General features: G+C 73.9%; 16 protein-coding genes. 8 read left to right on the top strand and 8 right to left on the bottom strand.

Going from position 1 to position 18637, the window contains the following annotated elements; all coding sequences use genetic code 11:
• Genes BGK67_RS03360 through BGK67_RS03350 form a run of 3 tightly spaced genes read left to right on the top strand, consistent with a single transcriptional unit; the run spans position 1 to position 2875 of the window.
• Positions 1 to 1059 carry a glycosyltransferase gene (locus BGK67_RS03360; protein ID WP_244291126.1) on the top strand — a complete coding sequence of 353 codons (1059 nt, stop codon included), beginning with the start codon at positions 1 to 3 and terminating at the stop codon, positions 1057 to 1059.
• Positions 1056 to 2075, top strand: a complete 1020-nt coding sequence (locus tag BGK67_RS03355) for a glycosyltransferase (RefSeq protein ID WP_069918480.1) — start codon at positions 1056 to 1058, stop codon at positions 2073 to 2075. Before BGK67_RS03360 ends, BGK67_RS03355 begins: the two co-directional genes overlap by 4 nt.
• Positions 2060 to 2875, top strand: a complete 816-nt coding sequence (locus BGK67_RS03350) for a glycosyltransferase family 2 protein (protein ID WP_069918479.1) — start codon at positions 2060 to 2062, stop codon at positions 2873 to 2875. The genes BGK67_RS03355 and BGK67_RS03350 overlap by 16 nt, the downstream gene beginning before the upstream one ends.
• Before the next feature lie 37 nt (positions 2876 to 2912).
• On the opposite strand, the gene BGK67_RS03345 is transcribed toward BGK67_RS03350, so the two are convergent.
• Positions 2913 to 4457, bottom strand: a complete 1545-nt coding sequence (locus BGK67_RS03345; protein WP_069918478.1) for an FAD-dependent oxidoreductase — start codon at positions 4455 to 4457, stop codon at positions 2913 to 2915.
• A gap of 300 nt (positions 4458 to 4757) precedes the next feature.
• Between BGK67_RS03345 and BGK67_RS03340 the strand changes: the two genes are divergently transcribed.
• Positions 4758 to 5729, top strand: coding sequence for a hypothetical protein (locus tag BGK67_RS03340; protein ID WP_069918477.1), 972 nt, complete (start codon positions 4758 to 4760; stop codon positions 5727 to 5729).
• Between the two features lie 33 nt (positions 5730 to 5762).
• Here the strand turns inward: BGK67_RS03340 and BGK67_RS03335 are convergent, their stop codons facing one another.
• The 3 genes from BGK67_RS03335 to BGK67_RS03325 form a co-directional block, all read right to left on the bottom strand.
• Positions 5763 to 6614, bottom strand: coding sequence for an aldo/keto reductase (locus BGK67_RS03335; protein ID WP_069918476.1), 852 nt, complete (start codon positions 6612 to 6614; stop codon positions 5763 to 5765).
• Between the two features lie 63 nt (positions 6615 to 6677).
• Positions 6678 to 7655 carry an aldo/keto reductase gene (locus BGK67_RS03330; RefSeq protein WP_069918475.1) on the bottom strand — a complete coding sequence of 326 codons (978 nt, stop codon included), beginning with the start codon at positions 7653 to 7655 and terminating at the stop codon, positions 6678 to 6680.
• Positions 7656 to 7894: 239 nt separating this feature from the next.
• On the bottom strand, positions 7895 to 8272 hold the full coding sequence (locus tag BGK67_RS03325; RefSeq protein WP_347878396.1) for an STAS domain-containing protein: 378 nt from the start codon (positions 8270 to 8272) through the stop codon (positions 7895 to 7897).
• Between the two features lie 543 nt (positions 8273 to 8815).
• On the opposite strand from BGK67_RS03325, the gene BGK67_RS03320 reads away from it, so the two are divergent.
• From BGK67_RS03320 to BGK67_RS03305, 4 genes are read left to right on the top strand one after another with little or no spacing between them, the layout of a single operon-like run.
• Positions 8816 to 10060, top strand: a complete 1245-nt coding sequence (locus BGK67_RS03320) for a polyprenyl synthetase family protein (RefSeq protein ID WP_079153984.1) — start codon at positions 8816 to 8818, stop codon at positions 10058 to 10060.
• Complete coding sequence (crtI, locus tag BGK67_RS03315) at positions 10057 to 11595, top strand: phytoene desaturase family protein (RefSeq protein ID WP_069918473.1); 1539 nt, start codon at positions 10057 to 10059, stop codon at positions 11593 to 11595. The genes BGK67_RS03320 and crtI overlap by 4 nt, the downstream gene beginning before the upstream one ends.
• On the top strand, positions 11592 to 12575 hold the full coding sequence (locus BGK67_RS03310; protein WP_069918472.1) for a phytoene/squalene synthase family protein: 984 nt from the start codon (positions 11592 to 11594) through the stop codon (positions 12573 to 12575). The genes crtI and BGK67_RS03310 overlap by 4 nt, the downstream gene beginning before the upstream one ends.
• Positions 12572 to 13570: a Rieske (2Fe-2S) protein gene (locus tag BGK67_RS03305; protein ID WP_069918471.1), complete on the top strand. Its 999-nt coding sequence runs from the start codon at positions 12572 to 12574 to the stop codon at positions 13568 to 13570. The genes BGK67_RS03310 and BGK67_RS03305 overlap by 4 nt, the downstream gene beginning before the upstream one ends.
• Before the next feature lie 107 nt (positions 13571 to 13677).
• Here BGK67_RS03305 and BGK67_RS03300 read toward each other — a convergent pair whose 3' ends face one another.
• The 4 genes from BGK67_RS03300 to BGK67_RS03285 form a co-directional block, all read right to left on the bottom strand.
• A complete protein-coding gene (locus BGK67_RS03300; protein ID WP_069918470.1) occupies positions 13678 to 15216 on the bottom strand; it encodes an FAD-dependent oxidoreductase in 1539 nt (512 codons plus the stop codon).
• The gene (locus tag BGK67_RS03295; RefSeq protein ID WP_069918469.1) at positions 15213 to 15923 is read right to left on the bottom strand and encodes a class I SAM-dependent methyltransferase; all 711 of its coding nucleotides are present in this window, start codon (positions 15921 to 15923) and stop codon (positions 15213 to 15215) included. Before BGK67_RS03295 ends, BGK67_RS03300 begins: the two co-directional genes overlap by 4 nt.
• Positions 15924 to 15932: 9 nt before the next feature.
• Positions 15933 to 17144, bottom strand: a complete 1212-nt coding sequence (locus BGK67_RS03290; protein WP_069918468.1) for a lycopene cyclase family protein — start codon at positions 17142 to 17144, stop codon at positions 15933 to 15935.
• Between the two features lie 129 nt (positions 17145 to 17273).
• Positions 17274 to 18455 (bottom strand): phospholipase D-like domain-containing protein, encoded by a 1182-nt coding sequence (locus BGK67_RS03285; RefSeq protein WP_069923594.1) that lies wholly within the window; start codon positions 18453 to 18455, stop codon positions 17274 to 17276.
• Between the last annotated feature and the right edge of the window lie 182 nt (positions 18456 to 18637).

The raw sequence follows: 18637 nt of genomic DNA, 5'->3' as shown, positions 1-18637 counted from the left end.
ATGCGGGTGGCTCTCATCGCCTCTGCCCGCTTTCCGATCAGCGAGCCGTTCGCCGGCGGGCTGGAAGCCCATACATGGTGGCTCGCGCACGCCCTGCGCCGGCGCGGCCACTACGTGGAGCTCTTCGCCGCACCCGGCTCCGACCGGGCGCTGGGCGCGCGCGAACTCCCCGTGCGCCGGACCGTGCTGAGCGATGCGGCACGTTCCGATGTGAGCATGCCCAGCGGGCGGTGGATGGCAGAGCACCACGCCTACCTGGGGCTGATGCTGGACCTTGCGCGGGACGGCGAGCACCGTTTCGACGTCGTACACAACAACAGCCTGCACTACCTTCCCGTCGCCATGGCGTCGGCACTCCGCGTCCCGGTGGTGACCACGCTCCACACGCCGCCCACCCCGTGGCTGGAGTCCGCCATCAAGGCACAGGACCACTGCCCCGTGACCTTCACGGCCGTCAGCCGCTTCACCGCCGGTGCCTGGCGGCCCACCGTGCCGGCCGCACGCGTCGTGCGCAACGGCGTCGACACCGACTTCTGGAAGCCGGGCCCCGGGGGCGGTGAGCTCGTGTGGTCCGGTCGCCTGGTCGCCGAGAAGGGCCCCCACCTGGCGATCGAGGCGGCTCGCGCGGCCGGCGTGCCGCTGCGGCTCGCGGGCCCGATCTCGGACCGCGCGTACTTCGAGGACCGGGTCGAGCCCCTGCTCGGCGGGGACGTGCGGTACGTCGGCCATCTGGACCGGCGGGGGCTCGTCGCACTGCTGGGGTCCGCGAGCGCCGCTCTCGTCACACCCAGCTGGGACGAACCGTACGGACTGGTGGTCGCCGAGGCGCTGGCCTGCGGCACACCCGTGTGCGGCTTCGACCGGGGCGCCCTGTCGGAGATCCTCACACCGGACTGCGGCCTGCTGGCCCCGCCGGGCGACGTGGACGCCCTGGCGGAGCTCATCCCGCGCGCCCTGAAGCTCGATCGCCGAGACGCCCGCAGACGGGCGGAGCAGTTCTGCTCCCTCGACCACACCGCCGACGCCTACACGAGCCTGTACGGGGAGGTGGCGCGATGATCGGCTACTACGTACACCACCAGGGCCGTGGCCATCTGCACCGGGCCGAGTGCATCGCCGCGCAGGTGGAGGGTTCCGTGACGATCCTGTCCTCCCTGCCCAGGCCCCCGTCGTGGACGGGCCCCTGGGTGTCCCTTCCCCCGGACGCCGCCGACGCGCCCGACGACCCCACGGCCCGGGGACGCCTGCACTGGGCCCCGGTCCGTCATCCGGGGCACCGCGAGCGGATGGGGATCATCGCCGGGTGGATCGGCCGGGAGGACCCCGCCCTGTTCGTCAGCGACGTGTCGGTCGAAGCCGCCGCCCTGGCCCGCCTGATGGGCGTCCCGGTGGTGGTCGCCGCCATGCGCGGCGACCGCGGGGACGAGGCCCACCGTCTCGCCTACGACCTCGCGGACGCCCTCATCGCCCCCTGGCCGCAGTCCCTCCCCGAGCCGGGCTGGCCCCCGCACTGGCATGCCAAAACCCTTCACACCGGGGGCATCTCCCGCTACGACGGCCGCAGCCGTCCCGTGCCCGGCCGCGGCGGCCCGGCCTCGCGGAGGGAAGTGGCGGTGATGCTCGGGGCAGGAGGGACGGACGTCACCGAGAGCCAACTCGGTGAGGCGGCCCGCGCCACCCCCGCCTGGTCGTGGACGGTGCTCGGCGGCCCTCGGGCCGACTGGACCGACGACCCGTGGCCCGTACTGTGCCGTGCGGACGTGGTCGTCACCCACGCGGGGCAGAACGCCGTCGCGGAGTGCGCGGCAGCCCGCGTTCCCGCCATCGTCATCCCCCAGGACCGGCCCCACGGGGAGCAGCACGCCACCGCGCGGGCCCTGCACGCGGCAGGTCTGGCGACCGTGCGGAAGGACTGGCCGCCCCCTCAGGCGTGGACCGGACTGCTGGCGGAAGCAGCCGCCCGGCAAGACCGCTGGGAGAGCTGGTCCCCCGGCGACGGAGCGCAGAGAGCAGGACGCCTGCTCACCGATCTGTCCCTGCGCGCACGGAGGCGGGCCGGATGCGGACCGCGGTGATCACCATCGCGGCGGGCCGGCACCCCCATCTGCTCCTGCAACAGGACGGCCTGGCCCGCGGCACGCTCACTCCGGGGCACTACGTGGTCGTCTCGATGGCCGACCCCGGGATCCCGGCCCTCGTCGCCGACAGGAACCCGGCCGCGGACGTCATCACCGTCCCCTTGCGGAACGGGCGGCTGCCGCTGGCCGCCGCCCGCAACGCGGGCGCTGCGGCCGCCCTCGCGGCCGGTGCGGACCTGCTGGTCTTCCTCGACGTGGACTGCGTGCCGGGCCCCGCCCTCCTGCACGGCTACGCCCGGGCCGCCCGGCACGGCGCCCTGCTCTGCGGCACGGTCGCCTACCTGCCGCCCCCGCCCGCCGGCGGCTACCGGCTCGACGACCTCGCGGCCATGGCCCCGCCGCACCCGGCCCGCCCCGCCCCCGCGGACGGCCAGGTCATCCGGGGTGCGGACCCCCGGTTGTTCTGGTCGCTGTCGTTCGCCCTCACGGCCCCCACGTGGGACCGCATCGGGGGATTCTGCGAGGACTACGCCGGATACGGGGCCGAGGACACCGACTACGCCGCCACGGCAGCCAGGCGGGGAGTGGACGTGTGGTGGGTGGGCGGAGCTCCCGCCTACCACCAGCACCACCCGACCCATAACCCGCCCGTGCAGCACGTCGAGGACATCCTGCGCAACGGTGCCCTCTACAAGGACCGCTGGGGCAGCTGGCCCATGGAGGGGTGGCTGCGCGACTTCGAGAGGCGGGGGCTGGTGAGGTACGTCCCCGCCACCGACACGTGGTGCACGGCCTGAGCCGCCGGCCGCGCGGGCCGCACCGGGCGGGGAAGGCTCAGAGCTCGCCGGGATCCCGTCGTTCCAGAGGACGGAGCGCCGGGCCTTGGAGGATCTCGCCGTCGACACCGAAGCGGGAACCGTGACACGGGCATTCCCAGGTCCGTTCCGCGTTGTTGAAGGCGACGAGGCAGCCGAGGTGGGTGCAGACGGCGGACACGGCGTGCAGCTCGCCCTGGTCGTCGCGGTGGACGGCGCACGGTGAGCCACCCGCACGGACCACGGTCCCCTCACCCGGCCGCAGGCTTTGGACGGGCCCGTTGGTGCCGTCGCCGCGTGCGTCCAGGCGGTCCTTGACGAAGTGCTTGCCCGCGTCCCACTGAGCTTTGAGGAGCGTGGGCGCCGAGCGGAGAGCGGAGCCGAAACGGCCGGGGTCGTAGAGGCCGTCCCACGGCTCCTGTCCGCGAGCGACGAGGGAAGCGATGATCGTTCCGGCCAGGACCCCGCCCGTCATGCCCCAGCCGGCGAAGCCGGTCGCGACGTAGACGTTCTCTCCGCCCCCTGGCAGTCCGCCGATGAGGGGCAGGGTGTCGGTCGCGCTGTTGTCCTGGGCCGCCCACCGGTGGGTGATCGTGACACCGGGGAAGTGCTGCTCGGCCCAGGCCTGGAGACGGGCGTACCCGGCCTCGGTGTCCCCGCCCTCGCCGGGGGTGAACGCCTCGCCGGTGACGATGAGCAGCCGGCCGCCGTCCGCGAGCGGGGCGGTGCGAACGGACCGCTTGCCGCCCTCCTCCGTGATGTACATGCCCTGGGGATCCTGACCGGCGGCCAGCGGGCCCGCGATCACCAGATCGCGGTGCTGGGTCAGCCGGCCGGCGAGCAGGGCGTGGTCGAACACGGGGTGGTGCGTGGCCACCACGGCGTGCCGGGCCAAGACGGTGGCCCCCGAGTCGGTGGTCAGGCTGCACGGATCCCCGTCGTCGAGCCGGGTGACGCGGGTGCCTTCGTGGATCCGGCCGCCGAGCACGACGATGTCGTCGACGAGGCCGCGCAGGTATTTGAGCGGATGGAACTGTGCCTGGTCCTCCACCCTGACGGCCCCCGCGACGGGGAAGGGCAGGTCGGTCCGGGTGACGAACGAAGCGTCGAGCCCGGCGGCCCGGGCCGCTTCGGCTTCCGCGCGCAACGCCTCGACGCCCTCGGGCCGCTCGCAGTAGGTGAGGGCGGGCCGCCTCTCCACTTCGCAGTCGATGCCGAGTTTCCCGGCCACCTCGATGACGTGCCGCAGCGCGGTGCTCTGGGAGGCCGCGTACCGGCGGGCGGCGTCGTCTCCGTGCTCGGACCGGAGGGTGTCGTACACGGCGGTGTGCAGTGCGGTGAGCTTTCCCGTCGTATGGCCCGTGACGCCTCCTGCGAGGCGGTCCGCCTCCAGCACGATCACCCTGAGCCCCGCCCGGGCGAGTTCCCACGCCGTGCTGAGACCGGCGATGCCGCCGCCGATCACCGCCACATCCGCTTCTGCGGCCCCTGAGAGCGGGGCGAAGGACGGCATGGTGGCCGTCTGCATCCAGTGGGAGGGCCCGGTGTCCGGAAGTCGGTTCATAACCGGCGACTGCCCACGCAAGCCGTCCTGATGCGCCGCAGCCGATCACCCGGACGGGAGCGGTACGGCGTCCCAGCGCCGGTGAGTCCGCACTCCGACCTCCGCCGGACACCGACGGTGCTTCCGCTCGGGGTGGGGAGCCCAGGCCGGACAAGGGGTCGTACCCGTTTGCTTGCTCCGAATGGTGCGGTCGATCGCGGTGCCGCACCGTTACGAGGAGTGAACTTCTGTTCGCGAGCTGAACCCGCGCAAGCTTCTCGCGCATGGCCGCGTACACGGTGCGTTCGGACGGAGCGATCGATGAGTGACTACGCCATACCCGAGGCCGCCGCCGAGCCCGGCGCCGGGGACGAACAGCCTCAGGCGGGCGGGGCCGAGGCCCCGCACCCCGCACCGGCCTCGCCCCCCCCCGCACCCGCCACCGCCCCCCTGTCGGGAGAGGACGCAGACCCGGACCAGGCGTCGCGCGCCGCCGCGGCCAGTCTGCGCACGCTGCTGGAAACGGCGGTGACCCGACGGTCCGTGGACGAAGTGGCCGATCTGGTGACGCTCCTGCGCGGGACCGGACATGGTCCCGACGCGGCGGACCAGGCCCTGCGGGCCGCCGCGGTCGGCCGCCCCATCGAGGACGTCATCTCCCTCGCCGTACTCCTCGCCGGAGAGGACGAACCGCAGCAGCGGCCGTCCGAGGACCAGCGGGAGTCCGAGCCCCGATCCCGGGCGCGCAAGCGCACCGGCCGCGCGCCGCGTGAGGCATCGAAGGCGGAGGCCGAGCGCACGGTGGCCGGCCGTGTGATGCGGTGGCCGGTGGCGGTGACCCTGACCCTCTCCGCACTCCTGTACCTGCCCCGCCGCCCTGCCTCGCTCCTCGCCCACACCGGCCTGTCGGCATGGCTCCTGCTGGGCCTGGCGGTGCTGTGCCTCGCCCTCGCCGTGCTGGTGACGGTGCGCGACCGCGCCTGGGTGTGGTCGGTCACGACCGGGACCGGTATCGGTCTGGTGGGGGTCCACGCGGTCGCGACGTTGATGGGCCTCGACCTCTGGGGCAGCGCGGCGGGCGGCCTCCTGCCCTGGCCCACCGGCGCGGCGATGCTGGCGGCCGGCCTCACGGCCGTCCTGTCGGTGATGGCCCTGCGCTACCGCCAGGAGCGGCAGCGTCCCGCACCCGGCCTGCCGGTCGCGGCCCTCCCCGACACGGGGAGCGACCCGCTGGACGGACCCCCCGCCCCGACGCCGGACCTCGCCCATGAAACAGAGGCCTCAGCCCCCTGAGGTCGCCGACGCGCGGCGATCGTGCCCGCACGCTCAGCCGTTCACACGGTGCCCGCCGAGCGAGGCGACCATCTCGGGGTCGCGGTGGTCGAAGAACAGCGATGCGCCGGTGTCCAAAGTGGCGATCCGGGCCATCTGCTCGTCGGTGAGTGCGAAGTCGAATACGTCGAAGTTCTGCGCCATCCGGTCGGGGCTGACCGACTTGGGGATGCTGACGATGCTCCGCTGGATCAGCCAGCGGAGCACGACCTGCGCCGCGGACTTGTCATACGCCTCCCCGATCTCGCCGAGGAGGGGGTGGGTGAACAGGTTGTTCCTGCCTTCGGCGAAGCCGCCCCAGGACTCGTGCTGGACTCCGTGCCTCCGCATGAGGTCGTGGTCGGCGGCGCGCTGGAAGAACGGGTGGGTCTCGATCTGGTTGACCGCAGGGGTGACCTCGTTGTGGAGGATGAGGTCCAAGAGCCGGTCGGGGTAGAAGTTGGAGACGCCGATCGCCTTGGCCAGCCCCTCACGGTTGACGTCCTCCATCGCGCGCCACTGCCCGTACACGTCGCCGTAGGGCTGGTGCATCAGGTACAGGTCCACGTGGTCCAGGCCCAGCTTGGCCAGCGACGTCTCGAAGGCGCGGCGGGTGCTGTCCTCGGCCGGCGCGTCCTGAACCCACAGCTTTGTGGCGACGAACAACTCCTCGCGGGGGACGGCGCCGGCCTTGATGGCGCGGCCGACGGCCTCTTCGTTCCCGTACGCGGCCGCGGTGTCGAGGAGCCGGTAGCCGGCCTCGAGCGCGTCGGCGACGGCCTGCTCGGTCCGCTCCGGCGCAATCTGGTAGACGCCGAAGCCGAGGATCGGCATCCGGACGCCGTTGTTCAGGGTGACGTGCTGCACGGGGATCTTTCCTTGTCGCTCGGTGTGCGGGAGCCGTCGGGCGGCCGGACGGCCGCGACCGGGTCAGCGTTCGAGCATCTGTGCCTGGGATGCGGTGTGGGTGTCGCCGGCGGCGGGCGGCAGACTGCCCAGCTTCTCGATCTGGTCGCCGGTCAGCGTGATGCCGTCGGCGGCGGTGTTCTCCTCGACCCGGGCCACGCGCTTGGTGCCGGGGATCGGGGCGATGTCGTCGCCCTGGGCGAGCAGCCAGGCCAGCGCGACCTGCGCCGGGGTGGCGCCGACCTCGGCGGCGAGGGCCTGGACCTCGTCGGCGATCGCCAGGTTGCGCCGGAAGTTCTCGCCGGTGAAGCGCGGGTTGTCGCGCCGGAAGTCGTCCTCGTCGAACTGGTCGGTGGAGCGGATCGTGCCGGTCAGGAAGCCGCGTCCGAGCGGGGAGAACGGCACCAGGCCGATGCCCAGTTCGCGCAGCACCGGCAGCACCCGGTCCTCCACGCCCCGCGTCCACAGGGAGTACTCCGACTGCACCGCCGTGACGGGGTGGACGGCGTGGGCGCGGCGGATGGTGTCCGGGCCGGCCTCGGACAGGCCGAAGCAGCGGACCTTCCCCTCGGCGATCAGCTCGCCGACCGCACCGGCCGTCTCCTCGATCGGTGTGTTCGGGTCGACCCGGTGCTGGTAGTACAGGTCGATGTGGTCGGTGCCGAGCCGCTTGAGGGACCCCTCGACAGCGGTGCGGATGTTGGCCGGGCCGCTGTCGAGATTCCACGCACCCTTGCCCGCGTGCGAGACCAGGCCGAACTTGGTTGCCAGCACCACCTGTTCGCGGCGGCCCTGCAGTGCCCGGCGGAGCAGTTCCTCATTGGTGTAGGGGCCGTAGATCTCCGCGGTGTCGATCAGCGTGACACCGAGCTCCAGCGCCCGGTGCACGGTGCGGATCGACTCCGCCTCGTCGGTGCCCGAGCCGGTGTAGCCGGCGGTCATCCCCATGGCACCCAGACCGACCCGGGAAACCTCCAGGCCGTTCAGCTTGATGTACCGCATCCGCTCTCTCCGCTCCGTCGTCGACTCCGGCCATGTCCACCCTGGCCGCCGCCCCGCGCCCGCTCACCGCGACGCGCGGACACTGACACGATTCGACTACCCGCTGCCGCCCATCCTCGGGCCCGCCTGCGGCCCCACCGCATCGCATTCGCGCACACCCTGGCCCGACTGCCGGCCGTCCGGCGCCCGCTGCTGCGCGCGTACTGCCACCGGGGCCGCGGGCCGCATTGACCGAGCGGCTACAGACAGTGGGCCGCTGTCAGGTCGTCCGCGATCACGAACAGATGCGTCGTGCCGGTGCGCGTGAGCAGCACGTCCAACTGCCGGGGGAGGGGGCCGGCCAAGATCATGCGGTGCGCGGGGCGCGCGTCGAGCAGGACGTGCAGGAGCGCGGAGTCGGTGAAGGCGATGCGGGTGCAGTCGATGATCGTCTTTCGGGCGGTCGAGTGCGCGACCGCTTCCAGAACCTCACGCACGGCCTGGGCGGCCTCCCCTTCGAACTCTCCGGCGGGGGTGATCACGCACACACCGCCCCCCTCCGTCGTGCAATTCACCGATGAGCGGCCCACGGCGCGCTGATCGCTGCCGAGTGAGGGGCGTTTGCGGAGATCAAGCATGTCGGGCCCCCGGGGGCGACGGTGGGAGAGACGGCCTGCGGATGGCGAGCCGAGCGCGCTCGGCGACTGACGGGACGTGAGGCCGGAGCCGGGACATGCGGCGAGCCGAGGGTTGCTCCTCAAGGATGGCACCGCCTACCTCCCAGGGCCAGCAGAGGTCTCAGCGGGTGCTGACTTCGCCTGGCGGGCTTGACCTGGGGATCTACGCCCGGCCGAGCAGGGCCCGTGGGACCGACCGGCTTGCTGGGCCCCGGCGGACTCGCCGACCGGCCCGCGGGCCTACGCGGCACCGCTGACCCGCCGGCCCCCTCCGGCGCGGCACCCGCGCCGCCGCCGGGCATCCCCCACCCGCAGGCGCCCCGGCACGACGCGGCCGAGCAGGCGGATGCACCCATCGGGTGGTTCGCGGGCCGCGCAGGCTGAGACAGCGGCCGTCGGGGGACGCATAGCGCGCGGGGCAGGGGAGAAAGCGATCGACTGCATCCGTCCGCCCGGAGAACGAGGAACTGGCGGTATGTGCCACCTCACGACACGGAGGATCGAATGCGAGCGCAGTCCGCAGAGCGACATCCGACGGCAGGCCCCGAGGGCCAAGGTCAGGACACACCGGGTACCGGCCCCGCTCTCGCGGCTGCTGTCGACACGGACGTGGTCGGCGCGGTGAACGGTGAGCTCGCCCGCTGCTGCGAGGACTTCGCCTCGCTGAGCAGGTCCCTCGACGCCGTCTTCGCCGGCGACATCGCCGAGCGGCTGTGTGCCTACACCCTCGGCGGCGGCGCGCGCATCCGGCCGCAGCTCCTCTGGTGGGCCTTGCGGGCTTGCGGAGGCAGGGACGCCGAGACGCCCGCGGCTCTCCGTGTCGCCGCCGCGCTCGAACTCATCCAGAGCTGTGCCCTGATCCACGACGACATCATGGACCGTTCGGCCGAGCGCCGCGGCAGGCCCTCCTTCCACGCCCAGATCGCGCTGCGGCACACCGCGCACGGCGAGGAGGCCGATCCGGGCGCTTTCGCCCGTTCGGCCGCCGTCCTGGCCGGGGACCTCGCGCTGTCATGGGCCGACGACCTGGTGGCCGGCGCAGACCTCGCGGCAACCGTGCGCCCGCACATCCTGCGGATCTGGCGGCTCATGCGGACCGAGATGGTCGCCGGCCAGTACCTCGACCTGCACGGTCAGGCGACCTCCTCCCGCTCAGCCGTCCAGGCCATCCGCACCGTCTGCCTGAAGACCGCCCGCTACACCGTCGAAAGGCCCCTGGCGCTCGGTGCGGCGCTCGCGGGCGCCGATGAGACGACGGCACGTGCCCTGACCGCCGCCGGCCGGTGCGCGGGGGTCGCCTTCCAGCTGCGTGATGACCTGCTGGACGTGTTCGGCGACCCGAAGGCGACCGGAAAGCCCGCCGGGGACGACATCCGGTCCGGGAAGGCGACGTACCTCCTCGCCGTGGCCCACTCCCGGGCCCACGCCGTCGGGGCGACGAACGTCATCGACCTCCTGGACGACTGCCGCGGCAGCGCCGACCTGTCCGAGGCCGCGCTGTCCTCGGTGCGCGACGCCCTGCGGTCGACCGGCGCTCCGGCGCAGGTGGAGCGGCGTATCAGGCGCCTGGCCCAGGCTGCCCGGTTCCACCTCGCGGCGGCACGCCTGCGCGGCCCGGCCGCCCGGCACCTCGCCGAACTGCTGACGGCCGTGGCCTCACCCCCGGGAGAGGCCGCCGCACCGCCCCCGGCTCTCGACGGGCACCAGGCGCCCCCAGCGCTCGCCGGGCACGAGGGCGGAGTGCGATGAGGACGGTCACCGGGCGAACCGACCACGTGGTGGTCGTCGGAGCCGGCCTGGCGGGCCTGTCCGCCGCCCTCCACCTGCTGGGCGCGGGCCGACGCGTCACCCTCGTCGAGCGCGACCCCCTGCCCGGCGGCCGAGCCGGCCTCATCGAGCGCGGCGGCCACCGCTTCGACACCGGGCCCACCGTACTCACGATGCCGCACCTCCTGGAGGAGGCGTTCGCCGCGGTCGGCCAGACGATGTCCGACCGGCTCACGCTGCACCCGCTGCACCCCGCCTACCGTGCCCGGTTCGCGGACGGCAGCAGTCTCGACGTCCACACCGGCGCCGAAGCCATGGAGGCGGAGATCGAACGCTTCGCCGGGTGCCGGGAAGCGGCCGGATACCGGCGCCTGCGCCACTGGCTGCACGCCCTCTACCAGGCACAGATGAGTCGCTTCATCGACACCAACTTCGACTCGCCCCTCTCCCTCCTGCACCCCGACCTGGCCCGGCTCGCCGCGCTCGGCGGGTTCGGCCGCCTCCAGCCGAGGATCGGCCGCTTCCTGGCCGACGAACGGCTCCAGCGCGTCTTCTCGTTCCAGGCCCTGTACGCGGGCGTGCCGCCGGCCCGCGCGCTCGCGGCGTACGCCGTCATCGCCTACATGGACACGGTCGCCGGGGTGTACTTCCCCGAAGGGGGGATGCACGCCGTACCCACCGCGCTGTCCGCGGCCGCCGCCGATGCGGGTGCCACCCTCCTCAACGGGCACCACGTCAGCCGCCTGGAGCGCACCGGCGACCGGATCACCGCGGTCGTCACCGACCGGCAACGCATCCCCTGCGACGCGGTCGTCCTGACCCCGGACCTGCCCGTCGCCTACCGGCTGCTCGGTGCCCGCCCGCGCCGCCCCCTCGCCCTGCGGTACTCGCCGTCGGCAGTGGTCCTGCACGCGGGCACCGACCGGACGTGGCCCGAACTGGCCCACCACACGATCTCTTTCGGCGCCGCCTGGAAGCAGACGTTCCACGAGCTGACCCGGAGCGGCCGCCTGATGAGCGACCCCTCGCTCCTCATCACCCGGCCCACCGCCACCGACCCGGGGCTGGCCCCGCCCGGGAAGCACACCCACTACGTGCTCGCGCCCTGCCCCAACACCTCCGTCGGCCCCTCGGCGGCCGCCTGGACGGAACTCGGCCCCCGCTACCGCGACAGTCTGCTGCGCGAACTGGAACGGCGCGGACTGACCGGCTTCGAGGAGGCCATGGACACCGAGGTCCTCGTCACTCCCGCCGACTGGACCGCCGACGGCCACGGTGCCGGCACCCCCTTCTCCGTCTCCCACACCTTCCCCCAGACCGGGCCCTTCCGGCCCCGCAACCTCCCGCGGGGCACCGCCAACGCGGTCCTGGCAGGCTGCGGCACCACACCGGGCGTCGGCATCCCCACCGTCCTGATCTCCGGCCGCCTAGCCGCCGCCCGCATCACCGGCATCACCCCGGCCCGCCGCCCGGCGGCGGCATCCCCGCCCGCGACGCCGAAGGGCGGCCCCGCATGACACGACGCGAACTCGACGCCGCCGCCATCACCGGCCCCGCCCTGCGCGCCGCCTTCGAGCAGTGCCGCCGTCTCAACGCCCGGCACGGCAAGACGTACTTCCTCGCCACCCGGCTCCTGCCCCCCGCCCGGCGCCCCGCCGTGCACGCCCTCTACGGCTTCGCACGGCTCGCCGACGACATCGTCGACGACCTGAGCGCCACCACGCCCCACGACCGCGGGCTCCGGCTCGGGGAACTCTCCCACGACCTCCGTACGGCGATGGACGCACGGGCCCCCGGCCGTCACCCCGTGGTGACCGCCGTCGCCCACACCGCGCAGCGCTACCGCATCCCGCACAGCCACTTCGACGACTTCCTCGCCTCCATGCGCAGCGACCTGACCGTCACCGACTACGGAACACTGGACGCGCTGCGCGGCTACATGCACGGCTCCGCCGCCGTCATCGGCCTCCAGATGCTCCCCGTACTCGGCCACACCACCCCGCGCGACGAAGCCGCCCCGCACGCCGCCGCGCTCGGCGAGGCGTTCCAGCTCACCAACTTCATCCGCGACGTGGGCGAGGACCTCGACCGCGACCGCGTGTACCTGCCCGCCGACCTGCTCACCGCCGACGGCGTCGACCGCGAGCTGCTGCTCTGGAGCAGGCGCACCGGCCGCCGCGACCCGCGCATCACCCGGGCGCTGCGCTCGGCCGCCGCCCTCACCCGGCAGTTCTACGCCGCGGCGAAACCCGGCCTCGACATGCTCGACCCCGTCTCCCGACCCTGCGTCCGCACGGCCTTCGTCCTCTACGGGGAGATCCTCGACGCCGTCGCCCGCGACGGATACGCCAGCGTCCACCACCGCTCCGCGGTCCCCCTCACCCGCCGGGCCGCAGTCGCCGCGGCCGGCCTGGCCGCGATCACCGCAGCCCGGCTCCGGGCCCCCGCAACCAGGACCACCGCAGCGCCGTCCGCTCTGGAGGAGCCCTCCCGATGAGCCCGCGAGCCTTCCGCCGCCCCCGCCTTCCGCTCAGCCTGCGACGCGACCCGGTGGCCTGGCACCGGCAGGAGCCGACGTGGCGGGCCGCCTCGCCGCGGCTCATCGACGCGGCCCTCAAACGCGCGCGGGCCCGCCCGACGGGAAACTGGTACGTCCTCGGACCCAGCGCCGCAGTCCGCCGCGACGCCGCCTACGGCAGCACCGTCGCCGGCACCGAAGTCGTGGCCTGGCGCGCCGCCGACGGCACCCTCGTCGCGGGCCCCGGCGCATGCCCGCACCTGGGCGCCGCGCTGGCCCAGGCCCCGGTGCGCTGCGGCACCCTCGTCTGCCCCTGGCACGGACTCGCCCTGAACGGCGCCCCCTTCGCCGGCTGGGCCCCCTACCCGGCCCACGACGACGGCGTCCTGGCCTGGGTACGGATCGACGACCACGGCGGCGAGGAGCCCCTCGACGCGCCCGCCGCGCCGGCCCGCCCACCCGCAGCCGCCGCCCTGACCGCCGTCTACACCGGCACCGGCACCTGCGAACCCGAGGACATCGTCGCCAACCGGCTGGATCCCTGGCACGGTGCGTGGTTCCACCCGTACTCGTTCGTCGACCTCGCCGTCCTCGACGACGGAGCCGAGACCGACGTCCTGACCGTACGGGTCTCCTTCAGGCTGTCCCGCCGCGTCGTCGTGCCCGTGACCGCCGAGTTCACCGCCCCCGGCCCCCGTACCGTGGTCATGCGCATCACCGGAGGCGAAGGCGCGGGCTCCGTGGTCGAAACGCACGCCACCCCGCTGGGTACCGGCCCCGACGGCCGCCCCCGCACCCGCGTCACCGAGGCCGTCGTCGCCGTCTCCGACCGGCCCGGCTTCGCCCTGGCCCGGACGGCGGCTCCGCTGCTGCGTCCCCTCGTGCGGCGCGCGGCGGGCCGTCTGTGGCAGGACGACCTCGCCTACGCCGAGCGCCGCTGGGAGCTGCGCAGCAGCGGCCGCTTCCCCGGCTGAGCGGGCCGCTCCCTCCGGCGGCCGGCAGCAGCCTGCCGGAAGGAGCGGCCTACGGGGGCGGCCCGCCGCAAGAGCGGCCCACGGCGGTCAACGCCGGCCCAGCCCGGTCAGCGCCGGCCCAGCCCAGCCAGTGCCCGCCCCGCCGCGGACCGGCCCCGCCGCGGCACCGTCCACAGCGTCTCCCCCCTGACCCCCCACCGCTCCAGCAGAGCGTTCGCCGCCTGGAACCCGCTCGTGGCCGCCCGCTCCATCAGCGCGACCGGCAACCCCGTACGCACCATGTCACCGGCGACCACCACGCGGGCGTCACCGGTGCGCACACCGGGCCGGTCCCGGTACCCGCCGACGGTGAACAGGGGGCAGTCCGCCCGCCATTCGTGCCGGGCATCGACGATCCTCGCGTCCGCCGTCTCCGGGTAGACCTCCCGCAGCCGGCGGACGAGCCGCTCCTCCACCTGGGAGCGCCGCTGCGCCGGATCGACCGCGTAGGCGTGCAGTTCCACCACGGAGCCGCCCGTCGCGAGCGCCCAGCGGTGCGCCTCGCCCTCCCACCGGTCCAGGACGCTCACGTTGTCCAGGCCGTCGTAGCCCGCGGTCCCCAGGAACCCGTGCCGGTCGCCCGCCACCGGCCGCGACAGCCACAGCCGCGACACCAGGAACGGCGGCGCCGTCCGCAGACCGGCGATCCGCTCCCGCCAGCGCGGGTCCACCAGCTCGGGCGAGGCGCCTACGACCGCCTGCAGCCCGCCCGTGTCCAGGGCCAGCACCACCCCGTCGTAGCGGTCCGCGCCGGCCCCGGCGGCGACCGCCACCCGCTCCTCGCCGTCGGGCCGCACCTCGGCCACGGCCGTGCCGGTACGGATCCGTACGCCGAGCCCGTCCAGATACCTGGCCAACGGGTCCCACAGAGCCTGCGGGAACGGCTCGCGCGGCACATCGAACAGCAGGCCCTCGCTCGAGCCGAGGAAGTAGATGTGGAACATCAGCACCAGCTCCGCGGCCGACAGCGTCGCCGGATCCGCGAAGAAGCTGCGCGAGAACACCTCGAAAGCCAGATGGTGCGCCGCTTCGGGGAAACGGATCGCGGCCAGGAACTCGGCGGCGCTCACCCCGTCCAGCGCCTCGTACACCTCCGGAACCCCGACGTCCAGCAGCGGCAGTGCGGCCCGCGGGTTCATCCGCCCCAGATCCCGCCAGCCGAAGGAAGGGCTCTGTGCGACGAAGCCGAGGGCGCTCAGCGGAGGTGTGCGCGGCACGCGCGCGAAACCTTCCTGTCCGCCGTCGCGGTGGCGCAGCGGATAGTCCGGAAGCCCGGTCAGACCGTTCAGTCCCGGATCGGTACGGCGCAGCAGCGCCCGCAGGTTGTAGTACTGCCGGAAGAAGGCGTGGAAGCCGCGGCTCATCGTCGCCTCCGAGCCGTCCGCCAGCCGCGTCCCCCACCCCGCGAGCCGTCCGCCGAGCTGTGCGTCCCGTTCGTACAGGGTGACGCCGACGCCGCGTTCGGCGAGCACGGTCGCCGCCGACAGCCCGGCGATGCCCCCGCCCACCACGGCCACCCGGGGCACGTACCCCTCGACCCGGGCCAGACCACCCCGCGCTTCGACCCGCTGGGCCCGGCGGTCCCGGCCCGGGCGGGCCCGGTTCACGAGGCGACCCGGGCGACGAAGGTGTGGGTGATCCCCGTCTGCCACCCCGGCAGCGGCAGAACCCGTACGTCCGTGAAGCCGGCGGCGCGCATCCGCGCGGCGAACCGTTCGGCCGTGTCGAAGCCGAGCACGCTGCGCCACAGGTGCTCGTACAGTCCCGCGTCGCCGCCCGCCCGGCCGAGCGGCATGATCACCGCCCGGCACACCGCCGTCCACAAGGCGCGGTGCACCGGCTTCCCGCTGAGCGCGTACTCGTGCACGGCGATCCGGGCGCCCGGCGCCATCCGGTCGCGCACGGCGGCCAGCGTGTGATCGGCATCGGGCACGTTGCGGAAGAGGTAGGCCGCGAACACGGCGTCGAACGGCCCGTCGACCCCGGCCGCCCCCAGCCGGTCGGCCGAGGCCTGGACGAAGCGGACGTGGGCGGGCCAGCGTTTGGCGGCGGCCCGCTCCAGCATGCCCGATGAGGCGTCCACGCCGGTGATGTCGGCTCGCCCCGCGGCCGACAGCAGGGCGGCCGTCGAGGCACCGGTACCGCAGCCCAGGTCCAGGACGCGGGCGCCGCGGCCCTCGTAGGGCAACCCCAGTCGGCGGGCCGAGCGGCGCAGGTGCCCGTGGTAGCCGGGACTCGCCGCGACCAACAGGTCGTACCGTGCGGCCGCGTGGTCGAAGGCAACCGACAGGGCGTCGTCGCGCAGGAGTGACATGACAGCCTTTCAGCGGCGCCCCGGCCCCGCGGCCGGGACGGATCGGGGGAGCAAGGGCAGTTCCAGCAGCGAACGCAGCATGGGGCCGACGGGGGTGCGCAGCCCGACACCGAGGTCCTCCCAGGGCGACGTCGCGCCGTCCAGGAACCGCAGGACCCGCTCGGCCGGCACGGACGAGAACAGGTGGGTGAAGAACGGCGCCCCGGCGACCCGGCCGGTGTCGAGCGCGCGGAGCAGCACCGCGTCCATGGCCCGGGCCCGGCGGCCGTGCACGGGCGGCACCCGGGCGGGGGAGCGGCCGGCGCGCACCGCTCCGGCCAGGTGGCGGCTGTGGCGTTGGATCGCCGCGAAGGTGTAGCCCGTCGAGGGGCGGGTCGCCCCGCCCGCCGTCCCGATGAGGAAGACCCGGCGCCCGGCGCGGCGTGGGAACCGGCCGTCGCTCATCGGGATCACCCCGCGCTCGCGGCCCGTCACGGTGTAGTCGCCGAGGCCCAGGGCCGACGCGCAGTAGTCGCGCAGGGCGCGCTCGTAGGCCGCCTCGTCGAGAACGGCGGAGGAGAACTCCGTGTACTCGACCAGCGCTTCGTACCGGCTGAGCGGCAGCACGTAACCGAAGGCGAGGCCGCGGGCCGGCTGGGGGAGCCTGAAGTCCATCAGGGTGGCCGCGCCCGGGTCGAAGGCGGGCTCCGCGGTGCGCACGAACCAGCCCAGGAAGTGCTGCAGCAGCGTGGTCCGGGCCGCGGGCAGCCGTCGCGGCGGCCGCGAGTCGAAGACCAGGCCCGACCGGATCACCGAAGGCGCCCCGGAGGCGTCGCGCCCGCGGACCGATGCCGCCCCGCCGGTGTCGTGCACCGACTCCACCGTCAGCCGCCGCACCTCGACCCCGTTCGCGCCGAGCCGCTCCGCCATGGCCGCCTCGAAGCGGTCGGACCTCAGCATCTTGTACCGCAGGGAGTCCAGGGGCCGTTCGATCGGCGTGCCGTCCGGGGCGTGGAGGCGCAGCCGGTCCCAGCTCGCCGCGAGCAGCCCGTCGTACGGCCCGGCCCCGGCCTCCCAGTAGCACCAGGTTCGGGTGGGCGGACGCAGCGGGCCGGGCGGTGCCTCGACCACCACCACCCGCGGCGCCGCCCGCCCCCCTGGGAGGGGCTTGGACAGCTCGACCGCCAGGGACAGCCCGGCCGCCCCCGCGCCCACCACGGTCACATCCGCGTCCCAGCTCAATCCGGCCTCCTGCCCGCGTGCCGACGCGTCCTTCTTCTGTGGCGGACACGTCGACGGATGCAGTAAACCGCCAGCCGGTGCCCGGCCCGGGGAGGACGCGGCGGCAACGGCGCCGCGGACCGGTCCCCGCTACAGGTAGCGGCGGATGGGGAGCACCGAGGCTTCCCGGGCGCGCTGCAGCAGCGAGCGCCGATTCCAGCGGTCCGGGCGGATCGGTTCGCTGGCCTCGAGGTCCTCGTCGTAGTGCGCGTCGAGGACGGCGGTGAAGTCGGCGTCCATGACGGCGAGCATGACCTCCTCGTCGTGATCGAGGGAGCGGCGGTTGAAGTTCGTGGAGCCGATCAGCGAGACGATGCCGTCCATGGTCATGATCTTCGCGTGCATCATGGTCGGCTGGTACTGGTGGATGCGTACGCCGCAGGCGGTCAGCGCCTCGTAGCGGTGCTGGCCCGCCAGCTGGCACACCCGCTTGTCGGTGTGGGGGCCAGGCAGCAGGATCTCGACCTCCACGCCGCGGCGGGCCGTGGCACAGAGCAGGTCGACGAAGTAGGTGTCGGGGGCGAAGTAGGCGGTCGCCAGACGGACCCGCTCCTCAGCCGATTCGAGGATCACGCGCATCAGGGTCTGCATGTCCTGCCAGCCGAAACTGGCCGAGCCGCGGACCACCTGCACGATGGCGCCCCCGCTGGGCTCGTGGCCGACGAACCGGTCGCGCTCGTCGAAGAGCTCCGCGTGGCATTCGGCCCAGTTCTGGGCGAAGGCGGCGGCGATGCCGTCGACGGCGGGCCCTTGGACCTCGACGTGCGTGTCCCGCCACTCGCCGGGGTTGCGGGCGTCACCACACCATTCCTCGGCGATGCCGACGCCCCCGGTGAAGGCGGTCCGCTCGTCGACCACGAGGACCTTGCGGTGGCATCGGTGGTTCTGCTTGAGCGGCGAGAGGTAGAGCGGCTTGCGGAACCAGGCGATCTCGACACCGGCCCGGCTCATCCGGTCCAGCAGATCCCGCTCTATCAGACGGCTGCCGAATCCGTCCAGCAGCAGCCTCACCCTCACTCCCGCACGCGCCCGACCGGCCAGCGCTTCGGCGAAACGCCGTGCGATGTCGCCCCGCCAGTAGACGAAGGTCATCATGTCCACGGTGTGCCGGGCGCCGCCGATCGCGTCCAGCATCGCGGTGAAGATCTCGTCCCCGTTGCGCAGCGGCCGCACGGCGTTGCCCTCGGTCGCCGCGATGCCGATGAGCCGCTCCAGACGCCGCCGTATGCGGTGGATCCGTTCGTCGACCAGGGCGCTGCCGCCCGCGGTCACGGCCGTCGCACCGCTGAGCGGCTGCTCTCTGTCACTCACTAGCGGCACTCCTGGGTCGGTCGGGCCATGGGCGCTCAGGACCCTATACGACGGCGTCGAAGCCTTTGGGCGCCGGATGCCACGGTCGCGGGGCGAGCTGCCCTTCGATACCCGCGCCCGGGCGGGCCATGCACCTGCAGAGG

The organism is Streptomyces subrutilus, assembly GCF_001746425.1.
Lineage (GTDB): Bacteria > Actinomycetota > Actinomycetes > Streptomycetales > Streptomycetaceae > Streptomyces > Streptomyces subrutilus_A.
The sequence above is the reverse complement of the archived record's forward strand: the minus strand, read 5'-3'. Positions and strand labels throughout refer to the sequence as shown.